Source organism: Paenibacillus sp. GM2 (genome assembly GCF_900069005.2).
Taxonomy (GTDB): Bacteria; Bacillota; Bacilli; order Paenibacillales; family Paenibacillaceae; genus Fontibacillus.
On sequence record NZ_LN831276.1, the window covers coordinates 87,874 to 114,686 of the forward strand.

Annotated in this window: 24 protein-coding genes and 1 riboswitch; of the genes, 10 read left to right on the plus strand and 14 right to left on the minus strand. The window is 48.8% G+C overall.

The annotated features are described in order from the left end of the window. Window positions 1-642: MBL fold metallo-hydrolase (locus BN1360_RS02880; protein WP_068778408.1), on the minus strand; the 642-nt coding region annotated here is incomplete at its 3' end. 216 nt (window positions 643-858) lie between these two features. Between BN1360_RS02880 and BN1360_RS02885 the strand changes: the two genes are divergently transcribed. Both BN1360_RS02885 and BN1360_RS02890 read left to right on the plus strand, forming a co-directional pair. Continuing rightward, window positions 859-1,161, plus strand: a complete 303-nt coding sequence (locus tag BN1360_RS02885) for a hypothetical protein (protein WP_068778409.1) — start codon at window positions 859-861, stop codon at window positions 1,159-1,161. Window positions 1,162-1,384: 223 nt separating this feature from the next. Further along, the gene (locus tag BN1360_RS02890; RefSeq protein WP_068778410.1) at window positions 1,385-2,656 is read left to right on the plus strand and encodes an MFS transporter; all 1,272 of its coding nucleotides are present in this window, start codon (window positions 1,385-1,387) and stop codon (window positions 2,654-2,656) included. A 107-nt stretch (window positions 2,657-2,763) separates the two neighbouring features. Here the strand turns inward: BN1360_RS02890 and BN1360_RS02895 are convergent, their stop codons facing one another. Beyond that, window positions 2,764-3,696 (minus strand): manganese-dependent inorganic pyrophosphatase, encoded by a 933-nt coding sequence (locus tag BN1360_RS02895; RefSeq protein WP_068778411.1) that lies wholly within the window; start codon window positions 3,694-3,696, stop codon window positions 2,764-2,766. A gap of 269 nt (window positions 3,697-3,965) precedes the next feature. Between BN1360_RS02895 and BN1360_RS02900 the strand changes: the two genes are divergently transcribed. Continuing rightward, a complete protein-coding gene (locus BN1360_RS02900; protein ID WP_068778412.1) occupies window positions 3,966-4,652 on the plus strand; it encodes a response regulator transcription factor in 687 nt (228 codons plus the stop codon). Beyond that, entirely contained in the window at window positions 4,649-6,181 is a 1,533-nt protein-coding gene (locus BN1360_RS02905) for a sensor histidine kinase (RefSeq protein ID WP_068778413.1), read from the plus strand. The genes BN1360_RS02900 and BN1360_RS02905 overlap by 4 nt, the downstream gene beginning before the upstream one ends. A gap of 70 nt (window positions 6,182-6,251) precedes the next feature. Here BN1360_RS02905 and hflX read toward each other — a convergent pair whose 3' ends face one another. After that, complete coding sequence (hflX, locus tag BN1360_RS02910; RefSeq protein WP_068778486.1) at window positions 6,252-7,538, minus strand: GTPase HflX; 1,287 nt, start codon at window positions 7,536-7,538, stop codon at window positions 6,252-6,254. Window positions 7,539-8,344: 806 nt separating this feature from the next. Here hflX and BN1360_RS02915 point away from each other — a divergent pair. Next, window positions 8,345-8,776, plus strand: coding sequence for a DUF2500 domain-containing protein (locus tag BN1360_RS02915; protein ID WP_068778414.1), 432 nt, complete (start codon window positions 8,345-8,347; stop codon window positions 8,774-8,776). Window positions 8,777-8,960: 184 nt separating this feature from the next. On the opposite strand, the gene BN1360_RS02920 is transcribed toward BN1360_RS02915, so the two are convergent. After that, window positions 8,961-9,719 (minus strand): SDR family oxidoreductase, encoded by a 759-nt coding sequence (locus tag BN1360_RS02920; protein ID WP_068778415.1) that lies wholly within the window; start codon window positions 9,717-9,719, stop codon window positions 8,961-8,963. A 197-nt stretch (window positions 9,720-9,916) separates the two neighbouring features. Then, window positions 9,917-10,084: riboswitch (M-box (ykoK) riboswitch) on the plus strand. A gap of 346 nt (window positions 10,085-10,430) precedes the next feature. Here BN1360_RS02920 and mgtA point away from each other — a divergent pair. Then, a complete protein-coding gene (mgtA, locus tag BN1360_RS02925; protein WP_068778487.1) occupies window positions 10,431-13,073 on the plus strand; it encodes a magnesium-translocating P-type ATPase in 2,643 nt (880 codons plus the stop codon). Window positions 13,074-13,202: 129 nt separating this feature from the next. On the opposite strand, the gene BN1360_RS02930 is transcribed toward mgtA, so the two are convergent. The 5 genes from BN1360_RS02930 to BN1360_RS02950 all read right to left on the minus strand — a co-directional run bounded on the left by BN1360_RS02930 (window position 13,203) and on the right by BN1360_RS02950 (window position 17,688). Beyond that, a complete protein-coding gene (locus BN1360_RS02930) occupies window positions 13,203-15,440 on the minus strand; it encodes an ATP-dependent helicase (protein WP_068778416.1) in 2,238 nt (745 codons plus the stop codon). Between the two features lie 18 nt (window positions 15,441-15,458). After that, on the minus strand, window positions 15,459-16,343 hold the full coding sequence (locus BN1360_RS02935) for a putative RNA methyltransferase (RefSeq protein ID WP_068778417.1): 885 nt from the start codon (window positions 16,341-16,343) through the stop codon (window positions 15,459-15,461). Between the two features lie 249 nt (window positions 16,344-16,592). Continuing rightward, the gene (locus BN1360_RS02940) at window positions 16,593-16,853 is read right to left on the minus strand and encodes a metal-sensitive transcriptional regulator (RefSeq protein WP_068778418.1); all 261 of its coding nucleotides are present in this window, start codon (window positions 16,851-16,853) and stop codon (window positions 16,593-16,595) included. Window positions 16,854-16,941: 88 nt separating this feature from the next. Then, window positions 16,942-17,358 carry a rhodanese-like domain-containing protein gene (locus tag BN1360_RS02945; RefSeq protein WP_068778419.1) on the minus strand — a complete coding sequence of 139 codons (417 nt, stop codon included), beginning with the start codon at window positions 17,356-17,358 and terminating at the stop codon, window positions 16,942-16,944. A gap of 21 nt (window positions 17,359-17,379) precedes the next feature. Beyond that, window positions 17,380-17,688 carry a rhodanese-like domain-containing protein gene (locus BN1360_RS02950; RefSeq protein WP_082789914.1) on the minus strand — a complete coding sequence of 103 codons (309 nt, stop codon included), beginning with the start codon at window positions 17,686-17,688 and terminating at the stop codon, window positions 17,380-17,382. A 231-nt stretch (window positions 17,689-17,919) separates the two neighbouring features. On the opposite strand from BN1360_RS02950, the gene BN1360_RS02955 reads away from it, so the two are divergent. Continuing rightward, window positions 17,920-18,918 (plus strand): ketoacyl-ACP synthase III, encoded by a 999-nt coding sequence (locus tag BN1360_RS02955; protein WP_068778420.1) that lies wholly within the window; start codon window positions 17,920-17,922, stop codon window positions 18,916-18,918. Between the two features lie 117 nt (window positions 18,919-19,035). Here the strand turns inward: BN1360_RS02955 and BN1360_RS02960 are convergent, their stop codons facing one another. Further along, window positions 19,036-19,209: a hypothetical protein gene (locus BN1360_RS02960; protein WP_179015744.1), complete on the minus strand. Its 174-nt coding sequence runs from the start codon at window positions 19,207-19,209 to the stop codon at window positions 19,036-19,038. Between the two features lie 80 nt (window positions 19,210-19,289). Beyond that, window positions 19,290-19,841: a hypothetical protein gene (locus BN1360_RS02965; protein ID WP_068778421.1), complete on the minus strand. Its 552-nt coding sequence runs from the start codon at window positions 19,839-19,841 to the stop codon at window positions 19,290-19,292. 141 nt (window positions 19,842-19,982) lie between these two features. Between BN1360_RS02965 and BN1360_RS02970 the strand changes: the two genes are divergently transcribed. Both BN1360_RS02970 and BN1360_RS02975 read left to right on the plus strand, forming a co-directional pair. Next, on the plus strand, window positions 19,983-20,459 hold the full coding sequence (locus BN1360_RS02970) for a DsrE/DsrF/DrsH-like family protein (protein WP_068778422.1): 477 nt from the start codon (window positions 19,983-19,985) through the stop codon (window positions 20,457-20,459). A gap of 374 nt (window positions 20,460-20,833) precedes the next feature. Then, the gene (locus tag BN1360_RS02975) at window positions 20,834-22,348 is read left to right on the plus strand and encodes an aminotransferase class V-fold PLP-dependent enzyme (protein ID WP_229520777.1); all 1,515 of its coding nucleotides are present in this window, start codon (window positions 20,834-20,836) and stop codon (window positions 22,346-22,348) included. 122 nt (window positions 22,349-22,470) lie between these two features. Here the strand turns inward: BN1360_RS02975 and BN1360_RS02980 are convergent, their stop codons facing one another. From BN1360_RS02980 to BN1360_RS02990, 3 genes are all read right to left on the minus strand, one after another. Next, entirely contained in the window at window positions 22,471-23,304 is an 834-nt protein-coding gene (locus BN1360_RS02980) for a class I SAM-dependent methyltransferase (RefSeq protein ID WP_068778423.1), read from the minus strand. 35 nt (window positions 23,305-23,339) lie between these two features. After that, window positions 23,340-24,269, minus strand: coding sequence for a 2-dehydropantoate 2-reductase (panE, locus tag BN1360_RS02985; protein ID WP_068778424.1), 930 nt, complete (start codon window positions 24,267-24,269; stop codon window positions 23,340-23,342). 127 nt (window positions 24,270-24,396) lie between these two features. Continuing rightward, on the minus strand, window positions 24,397-24,822 hold the full coding sequence (locus tag BN1360_RS02990; RefSeq protein WP_068778425.1) for a MarR family winged helix-turn-helix transcriptional regulator: 426 nt from the start codon (window positions 24,820-24,822) through the stop codon (window positions 24,397-24,399). 151 nt (window positions 24,823-24,973) lie between these two features. Between BN1360_RS02990 and BN1360_RS02995 the strand changes: the two genes are divergently transcribed. Beyond that, window positions 24,974-26,452: an MFS transporter gene (locus tag BN1360_RS02995; protein WP_068778426.1), complete on the plus strand. Its 1,479-nt coding sequence runs from the start codon at window positions 24,974-24,976 to the stop codon at window positions 26,450-26,452. Window positions 26,453-26,813: the final 361 nt, after the last annotated feature.

Genomic DNA, 26,813 nt, shown 5'->3' on the forward strand with positions numbered 1-26,813 from the left:
CCGGCCATGTCCGACCGCCAGCAGCGCTGGCTTCAAGCTGGCCACCTTGCGCGCGCTGGCGAGCGCTCGCTCCTTATGCCAGGTCGCCATGGCCGGGAAAGGGAACAGCGGTACAAGGGTACCGCTGACCGCAAAGCCGCCTCGCGCTTGAAAAGCGTCGCCGGCGATCAGGGCTCCGCTGCGCGTGTCGAGCAGCGAGATCGAGCCCGGTGTGTGCCCGGGAGTCAAGACGACCTGCAGCGAACCGATGCGGTCGCCTTCTCCGAGCAGCACATCCGGAGCCGTCTTGATTCCTTTCGGCACGCTGCCACGAATCTTGAATTGCGGCTCCTCCGGCTCCAGCGTGGCATCCCCGCGCAGCAGCTTGGCATCGCGCTTGGAAATGCATACTTTTGCATCCGGATAGAGCTCTTTTAACCCGTCCAGCGCACCGATATGGTCTCCATGCGCATGGGTTAAGACGATGTTGGTCAACGGCCGACCAAGCTCGCGAACCACCCGGCTGATCTCCTTCACACTGTACGGCAATGCGGCATCGATCAGTGTGAGGCCATCCTCTTCCTCAACCAAATAACAATTCACCGGAAATATTCGCGGCATGAACGATAGCTGTATCAAATGATCTATTCGAGTCGTCTTCATCCTGTTACCTCCTCAATAAACTAATACCATTAGCAATAATATAAACTAATGACATTAGTTTATGCAAGAACTTTTTTTGATTAGGCCGCATGTACCAGTAACTGGATGATTTGTTCCCCTTTTGTTCGTATGGTATAATAATTCGGCAGTCTGCTCTCTTAATATACAAACAGCTAAGCTTCATATATAGATGACATGAAAGTCAGGTGATATTGAATGGCTTTTGGAGTACACAGAGAAGAATTGGAGGCTTGGAAGAAGACCGTCTCCCAAGGAGAAATCGCCTATCTCACCCATTATTGGCTGGATGCCAGATTTCCGGGCATTACCACGGTTACAAAGGTGGGATGCAGCGACCATGACAAGCTTGTGACCTGGTGTCTGGAGCATGGACTCGACCCTCAGTATATCCACAATCGATCTCCATTTCCGCATTTTGACCTGATTGGCCCTAAGCAGCGGGAGGTGCTGATTGAAGAGGAGCTGTGGGATCAGCTTCAGCGTTTCCGCCTCATTTAGCAGGGATTCCTAGTCGGATTCCAAAGCTCTACTATTTATGTAAAAAATACTTTTAATTTTTATTTATTTTTTCCCTTCCCATATGATTGTAAATGCCTTATTCTTGTAGCTGTATATTTATCTATTTAAAATGTATGTTTAAAAAAGCCGCAAAGGTGGACTTTTCGAACAGCATCTATAGAAGTAGAGAAAGAAGAGAAAACCATATTGGAGGAATAACCATATGTCAAATGAAGCCCATGCTTCGCCTGCCGTTTCCGAGAGCTTATTCAGGAACCGGTTCTACCAGACTGTGCTCATCTCGAACATCTTCCTGCAAATCGGGATCTGGGTCAGAAACTTCGCTATCCTGATGTTCGTCACGGAGAAAACCAATAGCGACCCTTTGGCTATCTCCCTGATCTCGGTTGTCGAGTTCGCCCCTATCTTTGTGTTCGGATTTATCGGCGGTGCCTTTGCCGACCGCTGGAAGCCGAAGCGAACGATGATCTGGTGCGACTTCTTGTCCGCTGTGTCCGTCTTCGCCGTCTTAATTACGTTGATGTTCGAATCCTGGGAGACCGTATATTTGGCGACCTTCGTGTCCGCGATTCTATCGCAATTCTCGCAACCTTCGGTTATGAAAATGTTCAAGCAGCATATTCATCCTGACAAGCTGCAGCAAGGAATGGCCTTGTTCCAGTCCTTAATGGCCATCTTTATGGTTCTTGGCCCATCGCTCGGGATTTTCGCCTATCAGCATTTCGGCATCTACATCTCCATCGGAGTAATGGGCGTGGCCTTCCTGATCTCGGCCGTTGTTCTGTTCCGCTTGCCACCGGATGTGGAAGAGGAAAAGAAGGAGAAACGCGAGACAAAAATTATGCAAGAGCTGGCGGACGGGTTCCGCTATGTATGGAAGAGCACCACTTTGCGCGTGCTCGGCATTACTTTTGCTATCGCCGGTTTCTCCGTAGGCATCATCCAGACGCTTGGTTTGTTCGTTGTTACTGAACGCTTGGGCAAGCCGAAGGAATTCCTACAGTTTCTGCTCATGGTGAACGGGGTTGCCATGCTTATAGGCGGCGTGATCGTTATGATCATTGCCAAGAAAATAGCGCCGCAAATCCTGCTCGCCTTCGGAATGCTCGTCAGCGCATTATGTATTTTGGGTATCGGCTGGTCAACCAGCATTCCATTGACTTTGGCTTTACAATTCATTAACGGCCTGACCCTGCCATGCATTCAGATTGGTATCAATACGATGATCCTGAAATGGACAGAGCAATCCTACGTAGGACGGGTGAATGGAGTACTTAGCCCCTTGTTCACCGGGATGATGGTCGTAATGATGTCCGCAGCAGGCGTGCTTAAGAAGCTGTTCCCACTCACAGGAATCTACTCGATCTCGGCGATTGTGATGCTGCTCGGCGCTGTCATTCTCGTGCCTATCTTCAAGTACAAGCCGAAGGAAGACAATGTAGCTGCAGCTCCGGTTGCACCGGAGACCCCGTAAAAACGGACTCGTACAATTACTATTAAAAAAGCCCTGATGCAGCCGGTAATCCGGTCGGCCATCAGGGCTCTTTTCATATTTAAGGTAGTCAGCTTGCCTAATCTTGATTAACGTTTGTTGAAAATATCCGTGAGTACAGGAACGATTTGCGATTTGCGGGATACGACACCCTTGAGCAAGGCCGTATTGTTCTCCAGCTTCACATTGTAAGCTTGTTCCACTGCATCCGCTGCTTTACCAATAGCAAGACCAACGGAATCATTATTCAAAATGTCCGTTACGATGAACAGGAACAAATCAAGACCTTTGCGTTCAACAATCGCGCCAAGCTCAGCTTCCACTTCCGCTTGACGGGACAGCACATCCTGCACATCCACGGCATTAACCTGGGCGATTTCCACTTTAGCTCCGCCCATATCGAATTCCTTGGCATCAAGCGTAATCAATTGCTGGATGCTCTTGTCGCTCAGGTCTGCGCCAGCTTTAAGCATCTCTAGGCCATATTCCTCGGCGTTCACTCCAGCAATGCCCGCCAGCTCACGTGCTGCAGCTACGTCCTGCTCCGTGCAAGTAGGAGATTTAAACAGAAGCGAGTCGGAAATAATCGCTGACAGCATCAGTCCGGCGATGTTCGCAGGAACAGCAATTCCATTTTCCTTATACATTTTGTTCAGAATCGTCGCTGTGCAGCCTACAGGCTCAGCGCGGTAGTATAGGGGGCCGCTTGTCTCAAAATTAGCGATGCGGTGATGATCGATAACCTCAGCCACACGAACCTCTGTAATATCGGGAGCACTCTGCTGACGTTCATTGTGGTCAACCAGAATTACGTCCTTCACTTCGCTCGCTACCGTCTCGACAACGCGAGGCGCCTTGAAGCCAAAACGATCCAATGCATATTGCGTCTCCCCATTAGGAGCGCCGAGAGCAACCGCTTCAACATTCCAGCCAAGCTTCGATTTCAGGTCTGCATAAGCAATCGCCGAGCAGATCGTATCCGTATCCGGATTCTTATGTCCGAAAATCAATACTTTTTCCATTTGTTAACTCCCCTTTTCGTCATTCGCTTAGAAAAGTATATCCCAGAAACTGATCATCAATCAAGAGCGAGGTTTCAAGGAAAACCGCCTTGGCTTCGCGATCGCTCTTCCTTGATGCTGGCTACGACCCGGTTTCCTTATCAGAACCGTACATTTTCATATTTTAATTGAATTAAGAATTATTTAAGTCGAATTTCAGCGAATATTCAGCCTAATCATAGATAATAGATAATAATATTAGTAGTCTTGCTTGTTACAGGGGGAGCGACATGAGAAATCTTAAAGGCGTAAAAATATTACTGGTCGATGACGAACCGCATATTATTCAATTCCTCGAGTTGGGGCTTAGCAATGAAGGCTTTGAGATTCGTACGGCCCAGGATGGAATGACGGCCGTCAATCAGGCAAGTACCTTCCGCCCCCATATCGTCGTGCTTGACGTTATGATGCCGGGTATGGATGGCTGGGAAGTGTGCCGTTTACTGAAGAAAGAACTCAGCAATGTATCCATCATTATGTTGACCGCAAAAGATGAGGTCGAAGACCGCGTCAAAGGTCTGACGATCGGAGCCGACGACTATGTCGTGAAGCCGTTCAGCTTCGAGGAGCTGTTGGCCCGGATTGGAGCGCGGCTGCGCAATCAGTTCCCGGCCCTGTTCGGAGAAGTGTCCTACGGGCCATTCTGTATCGATGACCGTCGGAAGGAGATCAGCTATCAGGGTCAGGTGCTGGACCTGTCGCCCACTGAACATGAACTGCTTAAGTATTTGCTTATCAATCATGGAATTGTGCTGAGCAAGACAACGATACTGGATCAGGTATGGGGATATGATTTCGGCGGGGAGGAAAATATCGTTGAGGTCTATATCCGTTCCCTGCGAGAGAAGCTGAATGATAAAGAGCATCGTCTAATCCGCACGCTCCGCGGCGCCGGCTATCGCGTTGATCTGCCATGAAACGTTTAATCCGTCGATTAAGGACCGTGTTGTCCCCCCGTTCCTTGCGTTCACAGCTCTTATCGCGTTCGTTATTTATTCTGGCCGCACTGCTGATTCTCATCGGCGGATTGCAATATGTACTGATGATCAATTTTCTATATAAGAATCAGGCTGAATCCATGGGCTCGCAAATTCTTCGTTTTCCCAGAGAGATGATTGAGCAAATGGAACTCTATCCCTATCACCCTGCAGGTGCTGCGAATCCGAACGACCAAGGAAATGCGACCAGCCCGGTTAATCCGGGCGGTGCGGATTCCGGCAAAGGCAAGCGCGTACCCTTCCTGTTCCTTCCCGATACCTCGCTGGCCATCATTAAGGAGGACGGCGGATTCCTTAACCGCTCCGAGCAATCAGGCCTGCCCGCTCCGCAGTTATCCTCCGAGCAATATGGGGCTATTCGCGATGACCTTAGGAAGGAGCGGCCTGACCAATACCGGATCATTAAGGATGATAACGGAAATGAACAACTGGTCATATTCCGCCCGCTCTCAGGACCCGGTGGTTGGAATGACATCGTCCAGTTAGGAGTATTGGCAGCTCCTCTCAAATCCGTGGCGCTGCGGCAGTTATTTATATTTATTTGCCTGGCGATATTGGCTCTGCTGGGCGGACTCATGCTCTATCTGCCTGTGCTCAAACGCACCTTAAAGCCGCTCGATCAGATGGTAAAGACCGTAGAAGAGATCAATGCAGGCAACCTCGACCACCGGTTTCCAGCCTCGCTGGGACAGACGGAGGTCGACCGCTTGGCCGCTTCCTTCAACGGCATGCTGGAGCGACTTGAATGCTCCTTCAAGTCGGAGCGAGAAGCCAAGGAACAGATGAGGCGCTTTATCGCCGACGCCTCCCACGAGCTTAGAACTCCGCTGACTTCGATTCATGGCTTCCTGGAGGTGCTGCTGCGCGGCGCTGCTGAACGCCCCGATCAGCTGTATCCAGCCCTGAACAGTATGCTGGGCGAATCGAAGCGAATGAAGAAGCTGGTCGAGGATCTGCTGATGCTGGCCAAGCTGGATCGAACCCCGGTGGTTCAACGGAGCGATGTGCTATTAGATGCGCTAATCTCCGAGATGGAGCCTCATCTGCGTATTCTCGCCGGGGAACGGGCCGTCAGCTTCCAGCTCGAACCACAGCTCCATGTCATGTGCGACAGCGACAAGATCAAGCAGGTGGTTCTTAACCTGTTTCATAATGCTGTCCAGCATACAGACCCGGCTAGTGGGACGGTCCATGTCACCCTATCCAGGCAGAACAAGCACGCCGTCATCGCTGTCGAGGATAACGGAGCCGGTATTGCCGGTGAACATCTGCCTCATATCTTCGAGCGTTTCTACCGCAGTGACACTTCCCGCGCACGCAAGCATGGCGGATTCGGACTGGGACTATCGATTACGCAATCGATTATATCCGCTCATGGCGGTGAGATCCGTGTAAAAAGCCGGCGCGGACAAGGCTCAACCTTTGAGGTCTCCCTTCCCTCCCTGTAAGCAATAAAGGCCGGGAACGTTAAGCATATCATGACGATGCTAACGTTCCCGGCCTTTGAATTAAGGACGGTTACTCCGATTGTTTCCCCGCTCCCCCAATGACGAACTGCTTATACTTGCCATAATCACTCAACCGGCATTCCATGTACAGCTTCGTTCCTTCTTCCTCATAAGAGGTCTCGATAATGTTGGCATGCTCGTTTAAATACGATACAACCGTGCCTTGATCATAGGGTACCAGCATAGTGCAGCGGATATAATCCTTGAAAATCTGGCGCCGGATTTGCTCTACCAGCTCGGAGATCCCGATCCTGCTCTTGGCCGCCATATATACCTTATCCCCTTGCACCTCAGGGATGTGATGCTCCGTCAAGTCCGATTTGTTATAGGCATAGATGGTCGGAATATCTGTTACTCCGATCTCCTTCAATGTTTCGTTCGTTATCTGGATCAGCCGTTCAAATTCCGGATTAGCATAATCCACTACATGAATGAGCAAATCCGCCTCGGCTACTTCTTCCAAGGTGGAGCGGAATGCCTTCACCAAATGATGGGGCAGCTTGCTGACGAAGCCAACTGTATCGGTGAGCAAAAACGATTTGTTATCCTGCAAGGGAATGCTGCGCACCGAAGTCTCCAGCGTAGCGAACAGCATATCCTTCTCAAACACCTGCTTCTCTTGCGACGACGGATTGTAGGTATCCAGCATGGCATTCATAATCGTTGATTTGCCTGCATTTGTATATCCAACGAGCGAGACGACCGGAATATCGTTCTTCTTGCGCTGCTTGCGCTGAATCTGACGATGAGCAACCAAGGCTTCCAGTTCCTTGCTCAGCATCGTAATCTTCTCTTCAATACGTCTGCGGTCCAGCTCGAGCTTCGTCTCCCCTACGCCGCGGTTCTTTGTACCCACCCCGCCGCCCTGACGTCCCAGCGATTCGCGCAGGCCAACCAGACGCGGCAGCATATATTTCAGTTGCGCCACCTCGACCTGAAGCTGAGCTTCTCTCGTCTTGGCCCTCCTTGCAAAAATATCCAGAATGAGTATGGTCCGATCAATAACTTTACATTTCAGTTCGGATTCAAGATTGCGAATCTGTGACGGAGACAGCTCATCATTAAAAATAACGAGATTGCCTCCATTCCCTTCAAGCAGGGCGGTCACTTCTTGAATCTTCCCTGTCCCGATATAATGGGATGGATTCACCTTGGGCAGATTTTGCGATAATGTCCCTACGACCTCTACCTCGCAAGCGTCCGCCAAATTGGCCAGCTCCTCCATCGAATAGGCAAAGTCTTCCTGGTCATTCAGATTAACACCCACCAAAATTGCCTTTTGTTCCAATTCCACCAATTGTTCCATATATCGTATTCCTCCTTTTCTCAGATCAAAAATGACTAGTTCAAAAAGGCCCGTTCCAGCACTAAAGCTAAAGCTTATGCTTCCGATGTGCGTTTTTCAAAATGCTTCATTGGATGAAGCGAGTGTCAGAGGTGTTTGAGCAAACCATAGAGAAACTTTGGAAACCTCTGCTTGTAATTTGCACGTAAGCACCTGAGATGTCCCGCAGGAAACATCACTTCCGAAGCCTGCCGCATTAGACCCTGTAAAATCCAAAAAACTTCAATGCCGAATTACTTCTTAATTCACATCGTGTTAGATGATCGCGGTCACCATCTTGATAATGACTTCGATTGATTTTCTTCAGAAGCGGACTTTTTAAACGACCTCTAAAAAATAAAAAAACACAGTCCTCTGGCTGTGCTATGGTACAAACGGTGCAGCAAACAAGAAGACACCTGCAGACATACTCCTGCAAGTGATTCTCAAAGCGGCATATTCTATTATAAAGGTCCCCTTTATGATAGCACACCTATCCCGTTCGCCCTGCACAGAACAGAGCCTTTGAGCAGTATTCAATTAGCCGCGCAAAGTAGTAAGACGGAATTTAATGTACAACACCAGGAACCCTCCGTTCATGTAAATTATATACATATTACCATACTTTAAACCTCTATACAACGACACTCGCCGATAAAGACAGTTATAATCAAGTACACGGAATGTAAAAAATTTACTGTAACTGGGTTTTTATTTTAAGTATTCTAAATACAGTTCAAAGCATTGAAAAGCTTTACAAGAGATAGGAGGAACGCTACATGGTATCCGGTTTCGATGGCTTTGGGCCCTCGCCGTTTGGGGGAATAGGCGGTTTTATGTTCAGCGTAGTTCCCGTCTTGATCGGGATCATCTTTGTCGTCGTCATCATCATGCTTATCGTCAACGGAGTAAAATATGTGAAGAACGCCACCTCAACCCGCGAGTCCACCTTTGTCAGAATTGTATCCAAACGGATGGACGTGCGGCACCACTCCAATATGAACGATCATAATAACTTCTCCTCTTCTCACACTTATTATTACATTACCCTGGAATTTGAGAACGGAGAGCGTAAAGAGTATCTGGATGTAAAAAATCTGTACGGCCTCGTCGCCGAGGGGGATGAAGGCTATGCCGCTATTCAAGGCGATTGGATCGTGGCCTTCGAGCGGAGTATTCCGCGTCAGGATGAGCGTTCCACCCGATATTGATCAGCGCGCTCACAATATCTGCTTGTATTAGTATAAGTGTTTTTGTCCCTTGGCTAATTGGAAAAACGATTGCAATACTTTTTTAGTATAAACAACAAAAAAGCCGTGAGAATCACAGTTCAGGCATGAACCCATTCTCGCGGCTTAGCTTGCTTTATTCGCTTTTCTGCATTGGCGCTTATCCTTAGTACGCCGTCCAACCGCCATCGGCTGTTATCACTTCGCCATTAACGAAGCTGGAATCGTCCGAAGCCAGGAAAAGCGCCACCCTGGCGATTTCTTCCGGCTCTCCGGATCTCGGGTTCGAGCTGGCTCCGGCTGTCGCTCTTGCCATTCCGAATTCATCAGGCTGATTGATCGTGGTGCCGATATTCGTATTTACGCCACCAGGAGCAATAGCATTGCAACGAATCCCTTTAAGGGCATATTGAAACCCCACGTTCTTCGTCAACCCCACCACTGCGTGCTTCGCAGCTGTATAAGCGGCACCCGCGCGCGAACCCATCAGGCCGCCGATCGAGGCAACATTAATGATAACCCCATTCCCCTTCTCAAGAAAAATCGGCAAAGCCTTTCTGATCGCACGCATTGGGCCCGTTGCATTTACAGCAAACACTTTGTTCCACAATTCGTCCGTCAGATCGGCAGCAGGTACAAAGTTATCCATAATCCCGGCATTGTTGACCAGAATGTCCAAAGTACCGTAGGTGCTCACTGCTGTATCCATTAAATTCTGAATATCCGCTTCCTGGGCCACATTGGCCACAACCGCGATCGCTTCACCACCGCTTGCTTGGATGTCTTCAACCGTTGCGTTCGCCGCCTCCAGATTCAAGTCCGATACAATAACCTTCGCGCCTTCGGCTGCATACAGCTTGGCAATCGCCTTGCCCATACCTGATGCTGCACCTGTAACGACCGCTACTTTACCTTGAAGTTTCATTGATGATGCCTCCTTCTAAAATTATTTATTACATTTTTTAATTATACTATTACCACCATTTATATTATATAAATATCGCAATTTTATACTTTATCGATTGCTAGAAAAGTGACAGAACGAAGAATTTCCCCGCCCTGAGCAAAATAAATCCGCTAAATTCCGTTGACATTCGTGAGCACCCCCTCTATGATTAAAAGGCAAGACCTCGTTAGGTGAGGCTCCTATACAAACACATGCCACTGCCCAGAAATATCGAAAGATGCCTATGGGTAGAACAGGAATTGCCGGACTAAGGCTTTTCATAATGTGGCTAAGACAAACCGTCTTTACGTTGTATAGTGCCAAAACTCGGTAAGGGGCTAAGCTTGTTAAAGCTTTATATTGGAATGTAATTAATTTCCAAGGCCTCCTGACTGGGAGGCCTTTTATATTTGAAGGGAGGGACAATCCGTGGAAGACAGTAGTCAGTTAAGCAGCCAACCAGACCCCGCAAAGCTCATTATGAGCGAACTCAACAACCAAAAATTACAGCGGAGAGATACTGCGCTCAGCTCCAAGGATTGTCCCAGCGGATCCATGCCTATCATGCACGATTTGATCAGGTGTATTTGAATCTGCCCTGCAATCTTCGGAATATGAGTTAGCTGTATGAAACTCTCCAAATTGGAGAGTTTTTTTATGTCCTCCGCTGCAAAAATGGAGGCGAAGACCATGTTTAAGAAGAAGATTACGGAGCCTATCCGTACAGAACAAATGAACGAACGTCTGATTCAGGCTTCACTATGGCATATCGATGACGTGATGGAAATACTTGGAGCCCTGCCTGAAGGCATCAGCGAGCAAGAAGCCGAACTGAGACTAGAACAGCACGGCAGCAACGAAATCGCCCAGGATCGGAGAAGCGCTTGGTATGTTCAGCTCCTCGGCTGCTTCAAAAATCCGTTTATCCTGATTTTATTGGGACTCTGTCTGTTCTCCCTAATCACGAAGGATTTCGATGCGGCTATCATTATCAGCACCATGGTCACGATTAGCGTGGCTATCTCCTTCACCCAGGAATACCGCTCGCAGAAAACCGCCGAGAGTCTCAAAAATCTCGTCAAGACAACGACTTCTGTGATCCGGCAATCGCCAGCCCGTGAGATCGCGGTGGAGCAAATCGTTCCCGGTGACCTGGTTCATCTATCAGCCGGAGATTTGGTACCCGCAGACATCCGCCTGATCGCTTCCAAGGATCTGTTCATCAGTGAATCGGCTCTTACCGGAGAAGCCCTGCCTGTTGAGAAGGAAGATATACAATTAACGACGGATCCCAAGCTGAAGCAACAGAGAAAACAGTCCAGGAAGCTTAACCCGCTTGAACTTAGCAACATTTGTTATATGGGAACCAATGTGATCAGCGGCTCGGCAACCGGAATCGTTATCGCCACCGGGGGCGAAACTTGCTTTGGGGCGATGGCCCGAACCCTAAGCGGAGCAAGACCGATGACCAGCTTCGATAGAGGCGTGAATAAGGTTAGCTTCCTCCTTATCCGTTTTATGCTGATCATGGTCCCTATCATTTTTTTCATCACCGGATTTACCAAAGGTGACTGGATGGACGCGCTGCTGTTCGGCATGTCCGTAGCCGTCGGATTAACCCCGGAAATGCTGCCTGTAATCGTTACTTCCAATCTCGTCAAGGGAGCCAGTACGATGGCTCGGAACAAAGTGGTCGTAAAGCAGCTGAATTCCATTCAAAATTTCGGAGCAATGGACATTCTCTGTACCGACAAGACCGGCACATTAACCCAGGACAAAATCGTCCTCAAGAGGCATCTTGATATCCATGGCCATGACAATGATGAAGTATTGAAGCATGCCTATCTGAACAGCTACTATCAGACAGGACTAAAAAATCTGCTCGACATCGCCGTGCTCGAACATGCAGAGTTACAGAAGGGCCTAAATGCCGAGCATGCATATCAGAAGATCGATGAGATCCCCTTCGACTTCCATCGCCGCCGTATGTCCGTTGTGCTGAAGCAGCAAAGCGGACAGCATTTGTTAATCTGCAAAGGGGCAATGGAAGAAATCATCAGCATCTCCAGCCATGCTCTGGATGACGGAAAAACAGTGCTGCTGACTGATGAAATGCGGGTCCGCATTCAAGCCATCGTCCGCAACCTGAATACCGACGGTTACCGGGTCGTAGCTGTTGCTATTAAAGAACCTCGGCAGCACTCTGAACAGTATTCTGTACAGGACGAACAGGATTTGGTCCTGATTGGTTACATCTGCTTCCTCGATCCGGCCAAGAGCAGTGCTGCGCCAGCGATTGAAGCATTGCGAAGCAGCGGTGTTGCCGTCAAGGTGTTGACCGGAGATAACGAAGCCGTTACCCGCAAGGTGTGCAATGATATCGGACTGAGTACGGACAGTATTCTGCTCGGGCAGGATATTGACGATCTATCCGATGAGAAGCTGGCAGAGCTGGCTGAACGGACGACGATCTTCGCCAAGCTCAATCCGCTGCAGAAATCAAGAATCGTCCTTGCGCTGCAGAGTAAAGGACATACCGTAGGCTTCATGGGCGACGGCATCAATGATGCCGCATCGCTGCGTCAGGCTGACGTAGGTATTTCCGTGGACACAGCCGTTGACATCGCCAAGGAATCGGCGGATATTATTTTGCTGGAGAAGGATCTGATGGTGCTTGAGGATGGGGTTATTGAAGGACGCAAGACCTTCGGAAACATCATCAAATACATCAAAATGACAGCCAGCTCCAACTTCGGCAACGTATTCAGCGTACTCGGCGCGAGCGCCTTTCTGCCTTTTTTGCCGATGCTGCCGCTGCAGCTCTTGATCCAGAATCTGTTCTACAGCATCTCGCAATTGTCAATTCCATGGGACAACGTAGATGATGAATTCCTGGCTAAACCGCGTAAATGGGACGCTAGCTCCATCGGCCGGTTCATGATCTTCATAGGACCGATCAGCTCGATTTTCGACTATATTACTTTCTTTGTCATGTTCTATGTGTTCCAGGCCAATACACCGGCCAGCCAATCCTTGTTCCAATCCGGCTGGTTCGTCGTCGGCTTGCTGTCACAGACGCTGATCGTCCATATGATTCGTACGCACAAAATACCGTTCATTCAAAGTCGGGCCAGCAGACCCGTGCTGCTGTTAACCGGAGCGGTCATGCTCGCCGGTATTTATCTGCCATTCAGCCCATTTGGAAACAGTCTTGGACTACAGGCCCTGCCGCTTGTCTATTTTGGCTGGCTTGCCGCCATCCTGCTCGGATATTGCCTGCTCACCCAGATCATCAAGGGCTGGTACATCCGCCGCTTTGGCGAATGGCTCTAAAAACATGGAAAACCTAGATGCAGATCCGTCGTTACGCCTGAATCCAATCTGCGATACTGAACAAAAAGAACCTTCAATATACCTCCCAGAACGCAGGGAAAGTATTTGAAGGTTTTTTTGTTTTCTCCTCTATAGGTCCTCCACTATTCGCTCAAGCAACCCCATTTCGAGACAGGCCTTAACGGACAGCACCTTATCCCCCGCTTCGAACCGGATCTCAAGTCTATCCTCGTAGAGTTTTGTGATCACTCCCTCGTCAAACCGAGCATGCTTGACCCTCCTGCCAACAACGAAGTCATTTGCATTTCGAATCGCGTTCGGACGATAGACGACCTCCGGCTTCTTCAGCTTCACTGTAGAGTTCTCTCCCTGCACAATCCGCGGGGCAGACGGGTTCACAATCCTCCGGATATCATTTACAAAGCGGGATTCTACAGCCTTCTTGCCCTCGCGCTCCCGGTAGGTTACCAAATGGAGCATGCGCTTTGCCCGCGTCATACCTACATAGAATAGACGGGTCGCTTCCTCCAGCTGGGCGAGATCCTCAGACGAATCCTTCAGATCCTCATAGGAAGGCAAAATGCCGTCAACCAGATCGATCATGTAGACACGATCGAACTCCAGGCCTTTGGCGCTATGCAGTGTAGACAAGGTTACAACATTTTGCCCTCTCCTCCGCTTCGCCGTCTTCTGAAGCGACTCCAAATATTTGAGCCGGGCGGCAAACTCCTCCATCGTCGATAAAGGAGCCGCGATCTGCTCCAATGCATTCAGAATGCCAATTAGCGTATCTTGACGGAAGCCGAGGCGTTCACACATCTTCTCCAGCGCTTTCTCATAACCGAGGCGGCTGCGAATAACCTGGATCGCCGGCTGCGGCGGCATTCCGCGCATCTCCTGGAATGTCTGCTTGCTCTCCTCCAGCAGCTTCACTTGATATTCCTGAAGCGGCACATGGTTCAGCAGATTATCGAACACCGATTCCTGATTATGAATCAACCTGACTTCCTGCATCTGCTTTTTGCTGATATAGCCGTTGAATTTCATATGAATCTTCTCAAAGACATCCACCCGCTTATCGGTGAACGTTAGCCGCATAAAGTTCAGCACATCCTCTACGACCCAATGGGAGAAGAAACGCAGGTCAGAATCCTTTAAATAAAAAGGAATCCCGGCCAGGTCAAGTGCATTCATAAGGCCGACGGAAGACGAATTGTTGCGGTACAGAATCGCAATCTCCGCCAGGTTGTCCTGCCCAGCAATCTCCCGTACCAAATAGTCGCCCTGGGAAATATCATCGGCCAGACAGGTAAAGCGGATCGGCTCCTGCGGAGGATTATGGGTATACATGTTTTTGTTATACCGATGCTTGTTGCGTTTAATGAAGCGGTTAGCCGCGTGTACAACATCTCTGGAGGAACGATAATTCTGCTCCATATACAAGATCTCCGCCTTGGAATATACCTGTTTGAACGCCAGCAAATAAGACGGCTCAGCCCCTCGCCAGCTATAGATGGACTGATCATCGTCAGCAACCACACACAGATTGTGATGACGCTGCACCAGCTTCTCGATAATAGCGTGCTGCACCAGCGAGGTATCCTGGCTCTCATCAGTCAGCACATAATCGTATCTCGTCTGATACTTTCGCAGCAGTGAAGCATCCTCATCCAAGGCTCTATTGGCGAGCGTCAGCATATCGTCGAAGTCAAGCAGCAGCCTTGCTCTATCCCTTTGCTTGAATTCCTCATATGCGCGAAAAATCTGCTCCGCCTTGGGAACATCCACTTTAATCTCTGACCATTGCCCGGCAGGCAGCTTTTTATTTTTAATATAGCTAATATAGGTCGTTAATTCATCCATCTGATCGTCCGTAATATTATCCGAGTGAATGGAGTGATAGATTTGCCGCAAAATAATTCTCTTGTGCAGCGGCAGCTGCTCCGCCCCGGTCCCCTCTTCCTCCTCCGGATCGATATGCCCTTCAATAATCTGAAAGTCGATCTGGCACTTCCGCAAATAGGCTCTGACCACTTCAAAGGCCAAGCTGTGAATCGTAGAAAATGATACGGGAGCAAGTTCCGGAAAAAAGGCGTTGAAGCGCGACTTCATATCCTGAGCAGCAGCCCTGCTGAAGGTCACCGCCTTAATACGTGCGGGGTGTACCCCCTTCTCGGCAATCAAATAGCCGATGCGCATAATCATCGTCGTTGTCTTGCCTGATCCGGGCGAGGCTAACAACAGCAGCGGTCCTTCGGTAAGAAGAACCGCCTTCCGCTGCACCTCATTCAATTGAATCCCAAGCTCTGCTTGCTTGCGATCTATAAATTGGGTAGGTGTTGCTTGATTTATTGAGCGATTATACATAAAGCACCTTTACTGTTTTTATCTTTTGCTGCCGGTCATAACGGTAAGATCGACTGTAATCCCGGTTGGAGGATGAGTGGTAAAATGGTTTAGCTTGCATTCCTCAGCCCGCCATGCCAAAGGGGTCATAGCAAGCAAAGGTAGTACCTGCTCCGGCTCCAGAGGATAAGTATACCTCACCCGCTGAACCTCGACAGGTTCAAAATGCTCCCTGAACAGCTGCATCGTCCTGTCATTACTGAAGCTTTGCCCACGCCCTTCCCATAGTGCCTCGCGCAGTTCACGCAAATAATCGCGGTTGGGAATGACTTTAATGACGATACCGTCTTTGCACAGTAATCTATGAAAAGCATCATAATTCGCAGGTGACAGGATGTTGAGAATGACATTGAACTGTTGGCTTGCCAGTGGTGGATTGGCCAAATCGCCTACACACCATAGAAGCTCCTTATAGCTCTTTGCCGCGGAGGCAACGCCATCTTTGGCCAGGTCGATTCCAACCCCAAGCGTTGGTGTCGGCAGGACTGCATTTTGCTGGAGCAACGAATGCACCCGCTCTAAATGCGAGCCTTCGCCGCAGCCTGCATCCAGAATTTTAAATCTGTCATGCTCCTCCACAGCTTCCAGCCTTTTCCCAATTCTGGTGGCCACCGCTTCGGCCAATGGTTCAAACAAGCCTGCCCGGCTGAGCATCCGTCTGGCTGTAAACAGGGATTTATCGTATTTAGTTCTCGCCGCCTGCAAGCATAAGTGAATGTATCCATGCTTGGACAGGTCATAACGATGCCCATGGCGACATACTAGACTTCTTTCATTAATGAACAATTCAAAATGACAAACCGGACAGCTAAAAATAGCAATATGCTGTGAAAGTAAATTCACGGCATAATTATTTTTGGACACAAAAAAACACCCCGTTCATTCGTTTTTGCTGAATGAAAAAGGCACAGTCAAATAAACCTAGTCAACTTCCCATTTTTGAGAAAATAACCAAGCTTAATGTCTGTACCTCTCATTAGCGAAACCGAATGAATTGGATGATCATCCTGCAGCTCTCCTCACATTAACAACGAACCTTCATCATTATAGCATATCCCACGGAATCAGATAAGCTCACTACCGGGCTGCCGCTCCGTGGTTCACGAACCGCCGTTAACGGCTCTTCACCAGCAATTCCACGGCCTGATGAACTACCTTGCTGCTGTCCCTGCCAGCTTCCTTCTCAGCCAGGATGCAATGCTCCAAATTGGAGGCTACCACGTAGGCCATCGCCTTATCGATCGCACTGCGGATCGCGGATAACTGACAGACGACATTCTGACAGTCCTGACCTTCCTCCATCATTTTAAGTACGCCACGGACCTGGCCTTCAGCCCGCTTCAGTCTTTTCTTAATATCCTCATCGTACTGCATAACAATATCTCCTCTGCGAAACATGTTATATCTATTATTTCCGATCTTCTGCCTAAAAACAATGTGCCCATCAGTACCGGCGGATCGATCATGCGCATGGGCTATTGCATTTACACTTGCGGGAGATCAGCTCCTGGAAGCAAGGGATCGACATAAATTCGTCGCTGACTAAGGTCAGATGGCTGTATCCGCTTTGTCTCATAATTCTTGCCGCCTTTTTGCCTTGAGCCTTCGTAGCGGAAATAATGATAATATCATCTTCAAAAAATAAGTCATTTTTCCGTACATACCGTAATCTGCCTACCGAAATGTTGAGCGCTCCCGGAACATGGGCCTCATAGTAATCCACCTGATCCCGGACATCAAGCAGCTTGAAGCTCTGCGGCTCTCCCTTTAACAACTCGCAGAACTGGTCTTCGTTAATATATCTCAATCCGCGAACCGGTCTGCTTCGCCAAGCGATAGCTGCGATAAACAGGCATACAATAAAATAGTAGATCGCCAAGATAACGGCCTCCCATTTGGTTTAGTCAATCTCTCCTGACCAGGAGGACATGCCGCCGACCATATTTAATACATGATAGCCGAGTGAAGACAAATACTCGCAAGCCCTTGTGCTGCGCCCGCCTGCCTGGCAGACAACAATCGTCTCCTGCTGCGGATCGATGAGATTCAGTGCACCGGGAATGCTCCCCAGCGGAATGTTCTTCGCACCTGGTATATGCCCCGCGGCAAACTCATCCGGTTCGCGAACATCCACTATCGCCAATTGATCTTTCCGCTGCAGACGTTCATTTACTTCAAATGGATACATTTCTGGATAAGGACTGCTCATCTCTGTTGCCTCCTAAGTGTAGTTCAACTTTTCTAGCACTAATATTACAATTATCACATACCCATGGGGGTATGATACTAAGTTATATTGTTTTGCTTTCTGCGTCAACAGGAATATCGTTATATAACCAAGTCAGATGACTCCGGATGAATGAAAAACAAAGCATTCGCATATTTTAGTACCAGATACTAATACTTGGTGTTATAATAAAGAAAAAAAGAGGTGATTTTCATGAAAGCTCAGTTCTCGCAAGCACGCATAACAGCTATTGGTACCCATGTTCCCGAACAGCGGCTGACGAATGATGATTTATCTAAGCTAGTCGACACCAATGATGAATGGATCGTACAAAGAACCGGCATGAAGGAACGCCGGATCGCCGCGGAGCACGAATTCACCTCGGATCTGTGCATTAAGGCGGTGCAGAATCTCGCAGAGCGTTATAACAAAAGCCTGGACGATGTCGATATGATTATTGTGGCAACGACAACCCCGGATTACCCGTTTCCCAGTGTAGCCTGTAAGATTCAGGATTATTTCGGGATAAGCCGCACTGGCGCCTTCGACTTGAATGCGACCTGCGCTGGATTCGTATATGGCCTGCATCTGGCTAACGGGTTGGTTACGTCCGGACTACACAAAAAGATTCTTGTCGTTGCCGGCGAGACCCTATCCAAGGTCACGGACTATACTGACCGCTCCACCTGCATTTTGTTTGGGGACGGGGCCGGCGCGGTACTCGTTGAATACGACGATTCCCATCCTGGGTTCATCTCCTCCGTACAAGGTACGAATGGCGAAGGCGGTATCCATGTATATCGTTCAGGCTTGTCTCATACTTTCAAAGGAGCGGAGCTTGCCGGGGATGGAAAGATGGTACAGAACGGGCGGGAAGTATATAAATGGGCAGTCCAAACCGTATCTGCAGGCATTAAGCAGCTTCTGGAGCAAGCAAATATGAGTGTGGATGACATTGATTGGTTTGTTCCGCATAGCGCAAATCTGCGCATGATTGATTCGATCTGCGAGAAATCCGGCATTCCGTTGGAGCGGACCTTATATAGCATGGAATACTTCGGCAATACCTCCGCTGCTTCCATCCCATTAGCGCTCGACCTCGGGGTATGGGAAGGACGTCTAAATTACGGGGATACGATGCTGCTCTATGGATTTGGAGGCGGACTTACTCATAGCGGCCAGATCATCAAATGGGGCGTGCCCCGCGTATAATCCAACGACAAAAAACCGGTGAGTTGGGCTATTGCACAATTTCACCGGTTTAATTATTTATCTCGTTATTTATCTGCACATGGTTCACCTTTCTGCATTAGCATCGATGTACGTAACCTACGAAATATTCGCATTCTTCAAGGCATGTTCCCAGCTTGGAAAATAGTACAATGCGCTTCTCATTAACTCGGGATTCTGCTGCTTCACCTGCTTCTTGCTGATAGGCTCTCCATTACTCTGCAGCTGCTTGATGCGGTGAATGACCTCATCGGCGCCCATTGAAATATCCATCCTCATCCTCCTTTCCAAGAAGCCGTTTCCTCTATTTTCCACAACAATAAGAGGAAATATTCAACTTGGTAGGGATTTGCCTAGGATCTGCGCCTGTTGATCCATAAATAATACCCAGATATCCCCACAATAACTACAGTAAAGACAGAGCCCCACAGGACATAAGATCCCTTGGTATGAAACAGCGAACCTGCCACCGCTCCCCTATCTTCGTCTGCAAGCTTTAATTCCCTGGCATCGAGAAATGCAGATTCCTCACTAGTTATATTGACAGCCATCTTGGATGGTGAACAGAGCGGATTTTCCCAGCCTGTCCCCTCCTTATAACTAAGGAAGAATAGATACTCCCCGTGAAGAATGCTTGGTCCTGAAACAGCTCCCCAGGTTTTATCCTCGAAAATGACCAGCTTCTGGTCTGTAATCCCCTTGAAGCTTCTCGTGATCGTCAGCCCGATCTGATTGTTCTCCCGCCTCTCCCGGATGCTCTCCACCCGTCCGGTGACTACGCCGTCGTACCTCTGATACGCTTCGGAGATACTGGGCAGCTCGGCGCATGATAAGGCCGATGTCTGCCGCGCATATAAAGGATTCAGCAGCAGTAGTATAAACAGAATTAACCCTATTCTCTTCATCACGACCCTCCCTTTTATATAAAATGACGTGGTACATCTGCGGAAAGGTTGCAGTCGTACGTTACCCATATGTGAACAAAGCATAGAACCCTTTCCGTAGTCTCATACTATGAACATTCCAATTGAAGAAGGTGTTTCCTAATGAGCAAGAAGCTGAGTCTGCTCATGTTCAGCGGAGAGTACGATAAAGCGATGGCCGGATTGATACTGGCCAACTCGGCGCATGATATGGATATGGAAGTGACGATGTTCTTCAGCTTTTGGGGTCTGTTCCTTATCAGAGATCCCGATAAGATGACTCTGGAGGATAAATCGCTTTACGAAAAAATTATGAGTCTGGCAACGCCTAAAGGTCCTGAGCAGCTGCCATTATCAAAAATGAATTTCAGCGGATTGGGCAAATGGATGCTTGAAGAAATGATAGAGGATCAAGAGGCTCCGAAGCTAATTCATTTCTTAAAAGGGGCGCGCAAGAAAAATATTAAATTCTCCGCCTGCAAGCTATCTGTAGAAATTATGGGCCTGAAACCCGAAGAATTTTTGCCTGGCGTAGACATCGTTGATGCCCAAAGCTACTTAAGGGACGCCCTGGAAGCTGACATTCAGCTATTCATTTAGAGGGTAGACGATCGCCGCCCTCCCCATTTAACGGACACCACGGCTGCTTAGCAAGCTAATTCCAAACATTTTGCACTATGATATCTAACGGACATGTCTGCCGGCTATTCAGTAAAAACGTTCATTTTAGCGGTTTGCGGCATCTAGGTGTCCCTGGGGTCCAAGAAAACTTAAAAAACGATAGTATTTAGCTTATAAACGTTGCTGATGTCCGTTACAGATAGAGGAAGTAATCCAGCAAGCGATATTCCCGCAGGCCGGGAGTATCGCTTTTTTCTTGGAAAATACAAAAAAATCGGGTCTAGGCATTCGCCTTCCCCACTGTCTCCGGCATATACTGAGTCATCAATGAAAATGAGCGAGGAATAAATGTTATGTTGAAAAATGCAATGCACGCGATTGATGCGACTAACATCAAAAATCCGGAGGCCCTTGAAGCGCATTTTCTCTCTTTCCGCGATAAAACGGTCGGCATTCAGCAGCCTTATTCCACGCCTTATGGCAAGCAAAAGATGATCTATGCCGATTGGACGGCAAGCGGACGGCTGTATGAACCGATTGAATCGGTGATTGCCAAACAGTTTGGCCCTTATGTAGCTAATACACATAGCGAGTCCAGCCTGACTGGCCAGACGATATCCCAAGCCTACAGAATGGCCCGTCAAATGATCAAGCAGCATGTGAATGCCGGCCCTGACGACATCTTGATGCTGACGGGATCCGGAATGACCTCGGGCATTAATAAATTGCAGCGTCTGCTTGGTCTGAAGGTGCCTGAGTGGCAAGCTGCTTCATATGGGCTTGCTGCGGCAGATCGCCCGGTCATCTTCGTCAGCCATATGGAGCATCATTCCAACCATATCTCTTGGGCGGAGACCATTGGGGATGTTGTCGTGCTTGAGCCCGGAAAAGACGGAGAAGTGAGCCCCGCTCAATTGGAGCGGTCGCTCAGCCTTTATCGGCATCGCCATTTTAAGATTGGCGCATTCACCGCCTGTTCCAATGTCACCGGAAGAATGACGCCGTATCATCAGTTAGCGAAAGTGATGCATCTCCATGGGGGAATAGGTATTGTCGATTTTGCCGCATCCGCTCCTTATGTCCCGATCGATATGCATCCCGAGCAGCCGCTGGAGCAACTGGATGGCATCCTTTTCTCCCCGCATAAATTCCTTGGCGGTCCTGGCACCTGTGGGGTATTGATCATGCATAAGTCTCTATGCAACCAGCGAATTCCCGACCAGGTCGGCGGGGGTACCGTCGATTGGGTGAATCCTTGGGGAACGAAGCATTATGTCCATGATGTAGAGAGACGTGAGGATGGCGGCACCCCTCCAATCATCCAGGCAATCAAGACCGCATTATGCGTGAAGCTCAAAGATCAAATGAGAACGGAGCTGATTCTGGCGCGCGAGCATCAAATGACTATCCGCCTGCTCCAGGGACTGAGACGGATTCCCGGGGTCTCCGTATTGGATTCGAAATCCGAAGATCGACTGGGGATCGTCTCATGGATGCTTCCCGGTTACCATTACAATCTTGTTGTGAAGCTGCTGAGCGATCGCTTCGGCATTCAGGCACGCGGCGGCTGTTCCTGTGCGGGTCCGTATGGACATTACTTGCTTGGCATTACCGCTGAGCTGTCTCACCTGATTGAGCAGAGCGTCATTAGCGGGGATTACTCCTTTAAGCCCGGCTGGGTACGCACATCATTGCATCCGGTCATGACCCTACAGGAGGTAGACGATATTATTCAAGCCGTAACAGAAATAACCCGTCATATCGAGACCTGGCGGCATGATTATATTTATAATCCGCTCACCAATGACTGGTCTCATATTCACGGGCAATTTGTGCCAGACGTCGCAGCCATGTTCGAACTTAATTAAGGCCGCTACTGCTAAGAAAGGCAATCAAGCTTAATGCAAGAATGACCGCGATTCAGCACCAGGTTTTTTTGAAATACTCTTGAAGTAATTTTGAGGAAACACAGCAAGTGAATCTTGAAGATTTATTTGATGCCAAGACGCATCCGGTAGCTGAACATAATTTCCTTCGTATGACCGTTAAAATACTTCTCCGTCCGTTCGCGGAAAGAAGCTATCTCGCCATCAAGCTCTGTGCTGCCGAGCTTCATTACGCTCTGCAAGCCGCCTTGACTTAGCGCCAGTCCGATATAACGCTCGGCATTGCACAGCTCCCGATGGTGAAATACGATTTCCCTCGCATATCTGAAAGCTCCGCTGGCCTGTAGATTATGCAGATGCTCATTCTTGTCGCGCTTCATGGCCTTTGATTCCGCGGTCGCTTCGCGCTCCAGAATCTCATCGCTTTTATCATACAACTCCATATACTGCTTCTCCAGCTCCCAACTGATCATCGGCGGCCAATCGCAGTCGTAAGCAGCAAATACGCCTCCCGGCCTTAGAACCCGGTGTACCTCACGTAATGTACTTACAGGTTCCATCCAATGAAATGATTGTGAGCAGGTAATAATATCGGCCGATTCCGACTCCACCTCAAGTTGATTGGAATACCCGGGAACGAAGCTGATCGCAGACGATCCCTCCGGGAAGTGCCGGAGCTTGGCAGTGGCTACACTTCGCATATCTTCATTAGGCTCTACCCCGATAATTCGTGTCGCACGCCCCTTCCAGATCAGTGTCGAAAGCCCTGTGCCACAGCCCAGATCCATGACCAGTTCGGGTTCTCTCTGCAAGTATTGGGTCAAAATCTCGGTAACCAGCTCAGGAGCTTCAGGACGATAATTATCGTATACATCTGCGAACCCTGAGAACCTCGCGACATTGCTCTGTAAATTCCCCTTTGGAATCTCCGGTACCATATGATCTCCTCCAATTTCTATATTTTCGCTAGGTACTACTGCTCTTGCTGTTTTTGCGTTATCTCATAAACCTGCAGGTTGCGATAAATGACCTCAAGCAATGGAGCCTCCATCTTATGCTGCTTAGCCAAATCGAGTAAATAACCATGTAGATGACGGCCTTCAATAGCCAGTCCCTTCTCCATGTCACGCAGCATAGAGGCTTTCATCATATAGCCCGTCTTCTCCATCGTGATCATATGCTTGACAACAATCTCCGGATCCAGCGGCGCACCGTGCGCCATCATGATCGCCGCCCCCTCCTGGAACACGCCGCGTATGTACTCATATCCGTTATCGCTGTCCCGAATCGGACCCAACGGGGCCCGCATCAGAGTAGTAACGCCTGCAATGGTAGTAATATACAAATATTTATGCCAAATATCTTGCTCGATATGAGCACTCCGCACGAATGAAGCCTTCGTTCCGCCCAGCGCTTCTTCAATTGCCCGTATTCTCTCTGTAGCTCTATTCCCGAACTCTCCATATCGAACATAGTGTCCCTGGCTCGTCTGAATAATATGCCCCTGCTCATTTAAAGTAGTCTCGATGAAGCATAGTCCGCCGATGACCTTGTCCTTACCGAACTCCCGCTGCAATTCCGGGATATGGGCCACACCGTTCAGTAACGGCAGAATCACCGTATTTTCCCCTACGAACGGCTTGACATCCTGCATAGCACCATTCAGGTGGTAGGCCTTCGTCGAGAACAAAATCAAATCAAAAGGCCTCGCTTCATCCTGCGAAGTGATAACACGCGGCTCCAGAGTCATATCCCCATGCACACTGCGAATCACAAGCCCCTCTTGTTCAAGCTGCTGCTTGCGGTGCTCCCTTACGAAAAAGGTAACATCTGCTCCTTGTTCAACCAATCTCCCGCCAAAATAACCGCCAACTCCTCCGGCACCAAGCACTAATATCCGCATCGATCGCTTCATCTCCTGACCTGTATCCTATTAATCCAATTATACTAGATAAAAGAAAAAAGCGAATCCATCTCTATATTGACGAATTCGCTTCAATGTATGACTGCAACCATTTTGCGTATATTACTTAGCGAGAATTGTAGTTGTCATACACCTTTTGCAGCAATGCTCTCAGTTGTTCCTTCTCTTCCTCGGACAAGCACCCGTCCAGGCTCCTGTTGGACTCATCCAGAATCGAGATCAACACGGGCTCGAACTCCTTGGCCTTGGCGGTCGGATATAACCGGTAGGATCTTCGATCATGATCGTCGACGATCCTCTCGACATAGCCCTCCTCCTCCAATTGCTTGATACACCGGGTCGTAGTAGCTTTATCGAACTTTACTTCACAGGTAAGCTGATCCTGATTCAAGCCGGGATTCATAAGGATCGTCTTCAGATAGCTGTGGTGTCCGCCACCACCTATATTATAATCTCTCAGTTTATTGGCCAATTCCTTCTGATTGATTCGGTTGATAAAAGATATCAACTTGCCGATCGAGTTCATGTCCATCCTTGCCCTTCTATAACGGAATTTATATACATGTCTAAAATTTTATCGTATTTTTGTTGCAGGCGCAACTAAATTGGAGTACACTTTGAATGTGCGATTTAGTTGTACGTGCAACAAATTTATAACGTAATTATAAAGTGAGGTCATCAGCATGAGTTCAAATCCAGGAATAGTAAGAAAAACATATCAGGATGATCCCGCTGTCCAGAAGAGACGCTGGCTGATACTGATCGTCATTAATTTATTCACTTTCATGTCCACACTGGACGGAAGCATCGTCAACATCGCCCTCCCCGTCATTTCGAAGCAGCTCGATTTACCGGTAGCCCAGACGCAATGGGTTGTGACCAGCTACCTTATGATGATCTGTGCGGCGATTCTCTTCTTCGGCAAGCTCGGGGATATCGTTGGTAAAATAAAAATATTCAAGCTGGGCATGATCATTTTTACGATCGGGTCCCTGTTCTGCGGATTTAGCCACAGCTTGACCACCTTGATTGCTTCGCGGCTTATACAGGCCCTTGGCGCCTCGATGACGATGGCGAACAATCAAGGGATTGTTACTGACATCTTCCCGCCAAGTGAACGCGGTAAGGCGCTCGGGTTCATTGGAACCTTCGTATCGCTGGGCAGTATTGCCGGTCCAAGTCTCGGCGGCATTATCATTTCCGGCCTTGGTTGGGAGTATATATTCTGGGTGAATGTTCCGATCGGGATCATCGCCTTTATCATTGGCATTAAGACGCTGCCACAGGATCTTACGAAGCTGCAGGTAAAAATCGACAAGGCAGGCAACCTGTTATTTACGCTATTTATCCTTGCCCTATTCTCCGGATTGCTACTTGGACAACAGGTTGGTTATGGAGATTACCGCATCATTACCTCATTGATCGTTTCTGTAGTTGTATTTATCGCCTTTATCTGGGTGCAGATGCGTAAGCAGGAGCCGCTGCTTCAGCTATCGCTCTTTAAGAATCCGCTGTTCACACTGAGCATTTTATGCGGATTTCTCGTCTTCGTTGCGAACTTCTGCTACAACATTATCGCACCTTTCTATGCACAGAGCATTCTTAATCTGTCACCGTCTCAAGCCGGGTTCCTGCTGATGATCTTCCCGATTGTCATGGTCATCATCGCCCCGATTAGCGGCACCCTATCGGATAAGATTGGCTCCGAACTGTTAACCTTCATCGGTCTGATCGTGATGGTTATCGCCCAGTTTGGCCTTGCTTCATTGCACAACGGCAGCCATATTGCCTTCGTATCGCTATGGATTGCTATGCTTGGGCTTGGCAGCGGGATCTTCCAATCTCCGAACAACTCGCTTGTCATGTCCAAGGTACCGCGGACACAGCTTGGGATTGCCGGCAGCATCAACGGCTTGATCCGCAATATCGGGATGGTAGTAGGGATTACAGTCGCAACCACAACCCTGTTCAGCGTGATGAGCCACAAAGCAGGCTATCGTGTCACCGGGTTGATTCCGGATCGCCCCGATATCTTTCTGACCGGAATGCATGTCGTCTTCCAGACGTCAGCGATAATTTGCCTTGCAGCCGCTTTGCTAACCGGCTGGCGTCTTTGGTCGTCCAGACGTTCGCCGCAAAATGAAGCTGTCCATTCGAACTAAGAGTACGATTATGCAATTATGGCCTCCAGCCAGTGAACTGATATGGCGAGCAGGACGTGAGATTCAAGATTTACGTGGAAACTTTGGCTCGTATTTACGTGTCATACTTCTAATGAGCGAGAAACAACCTGCATTTTTGCAGGTTGTTTCTTTGTTCTGTATTTTAGGGCTTGAAAACCTGCATGATTGCAGTTTTCGGGTTCTAACCCTCCAACTCTGCCTCTACTTCAGGTTGCTATTAGGGTTAAGCCTAATCCCGTTAAGCAACCTCTCCCCCTATCGCCAACTTCCCCATTATCGATTTTTATCACACGGAAGGCTTCATCCTCCACCGCGCTCAGATGATCTGCCAGGATAGAAA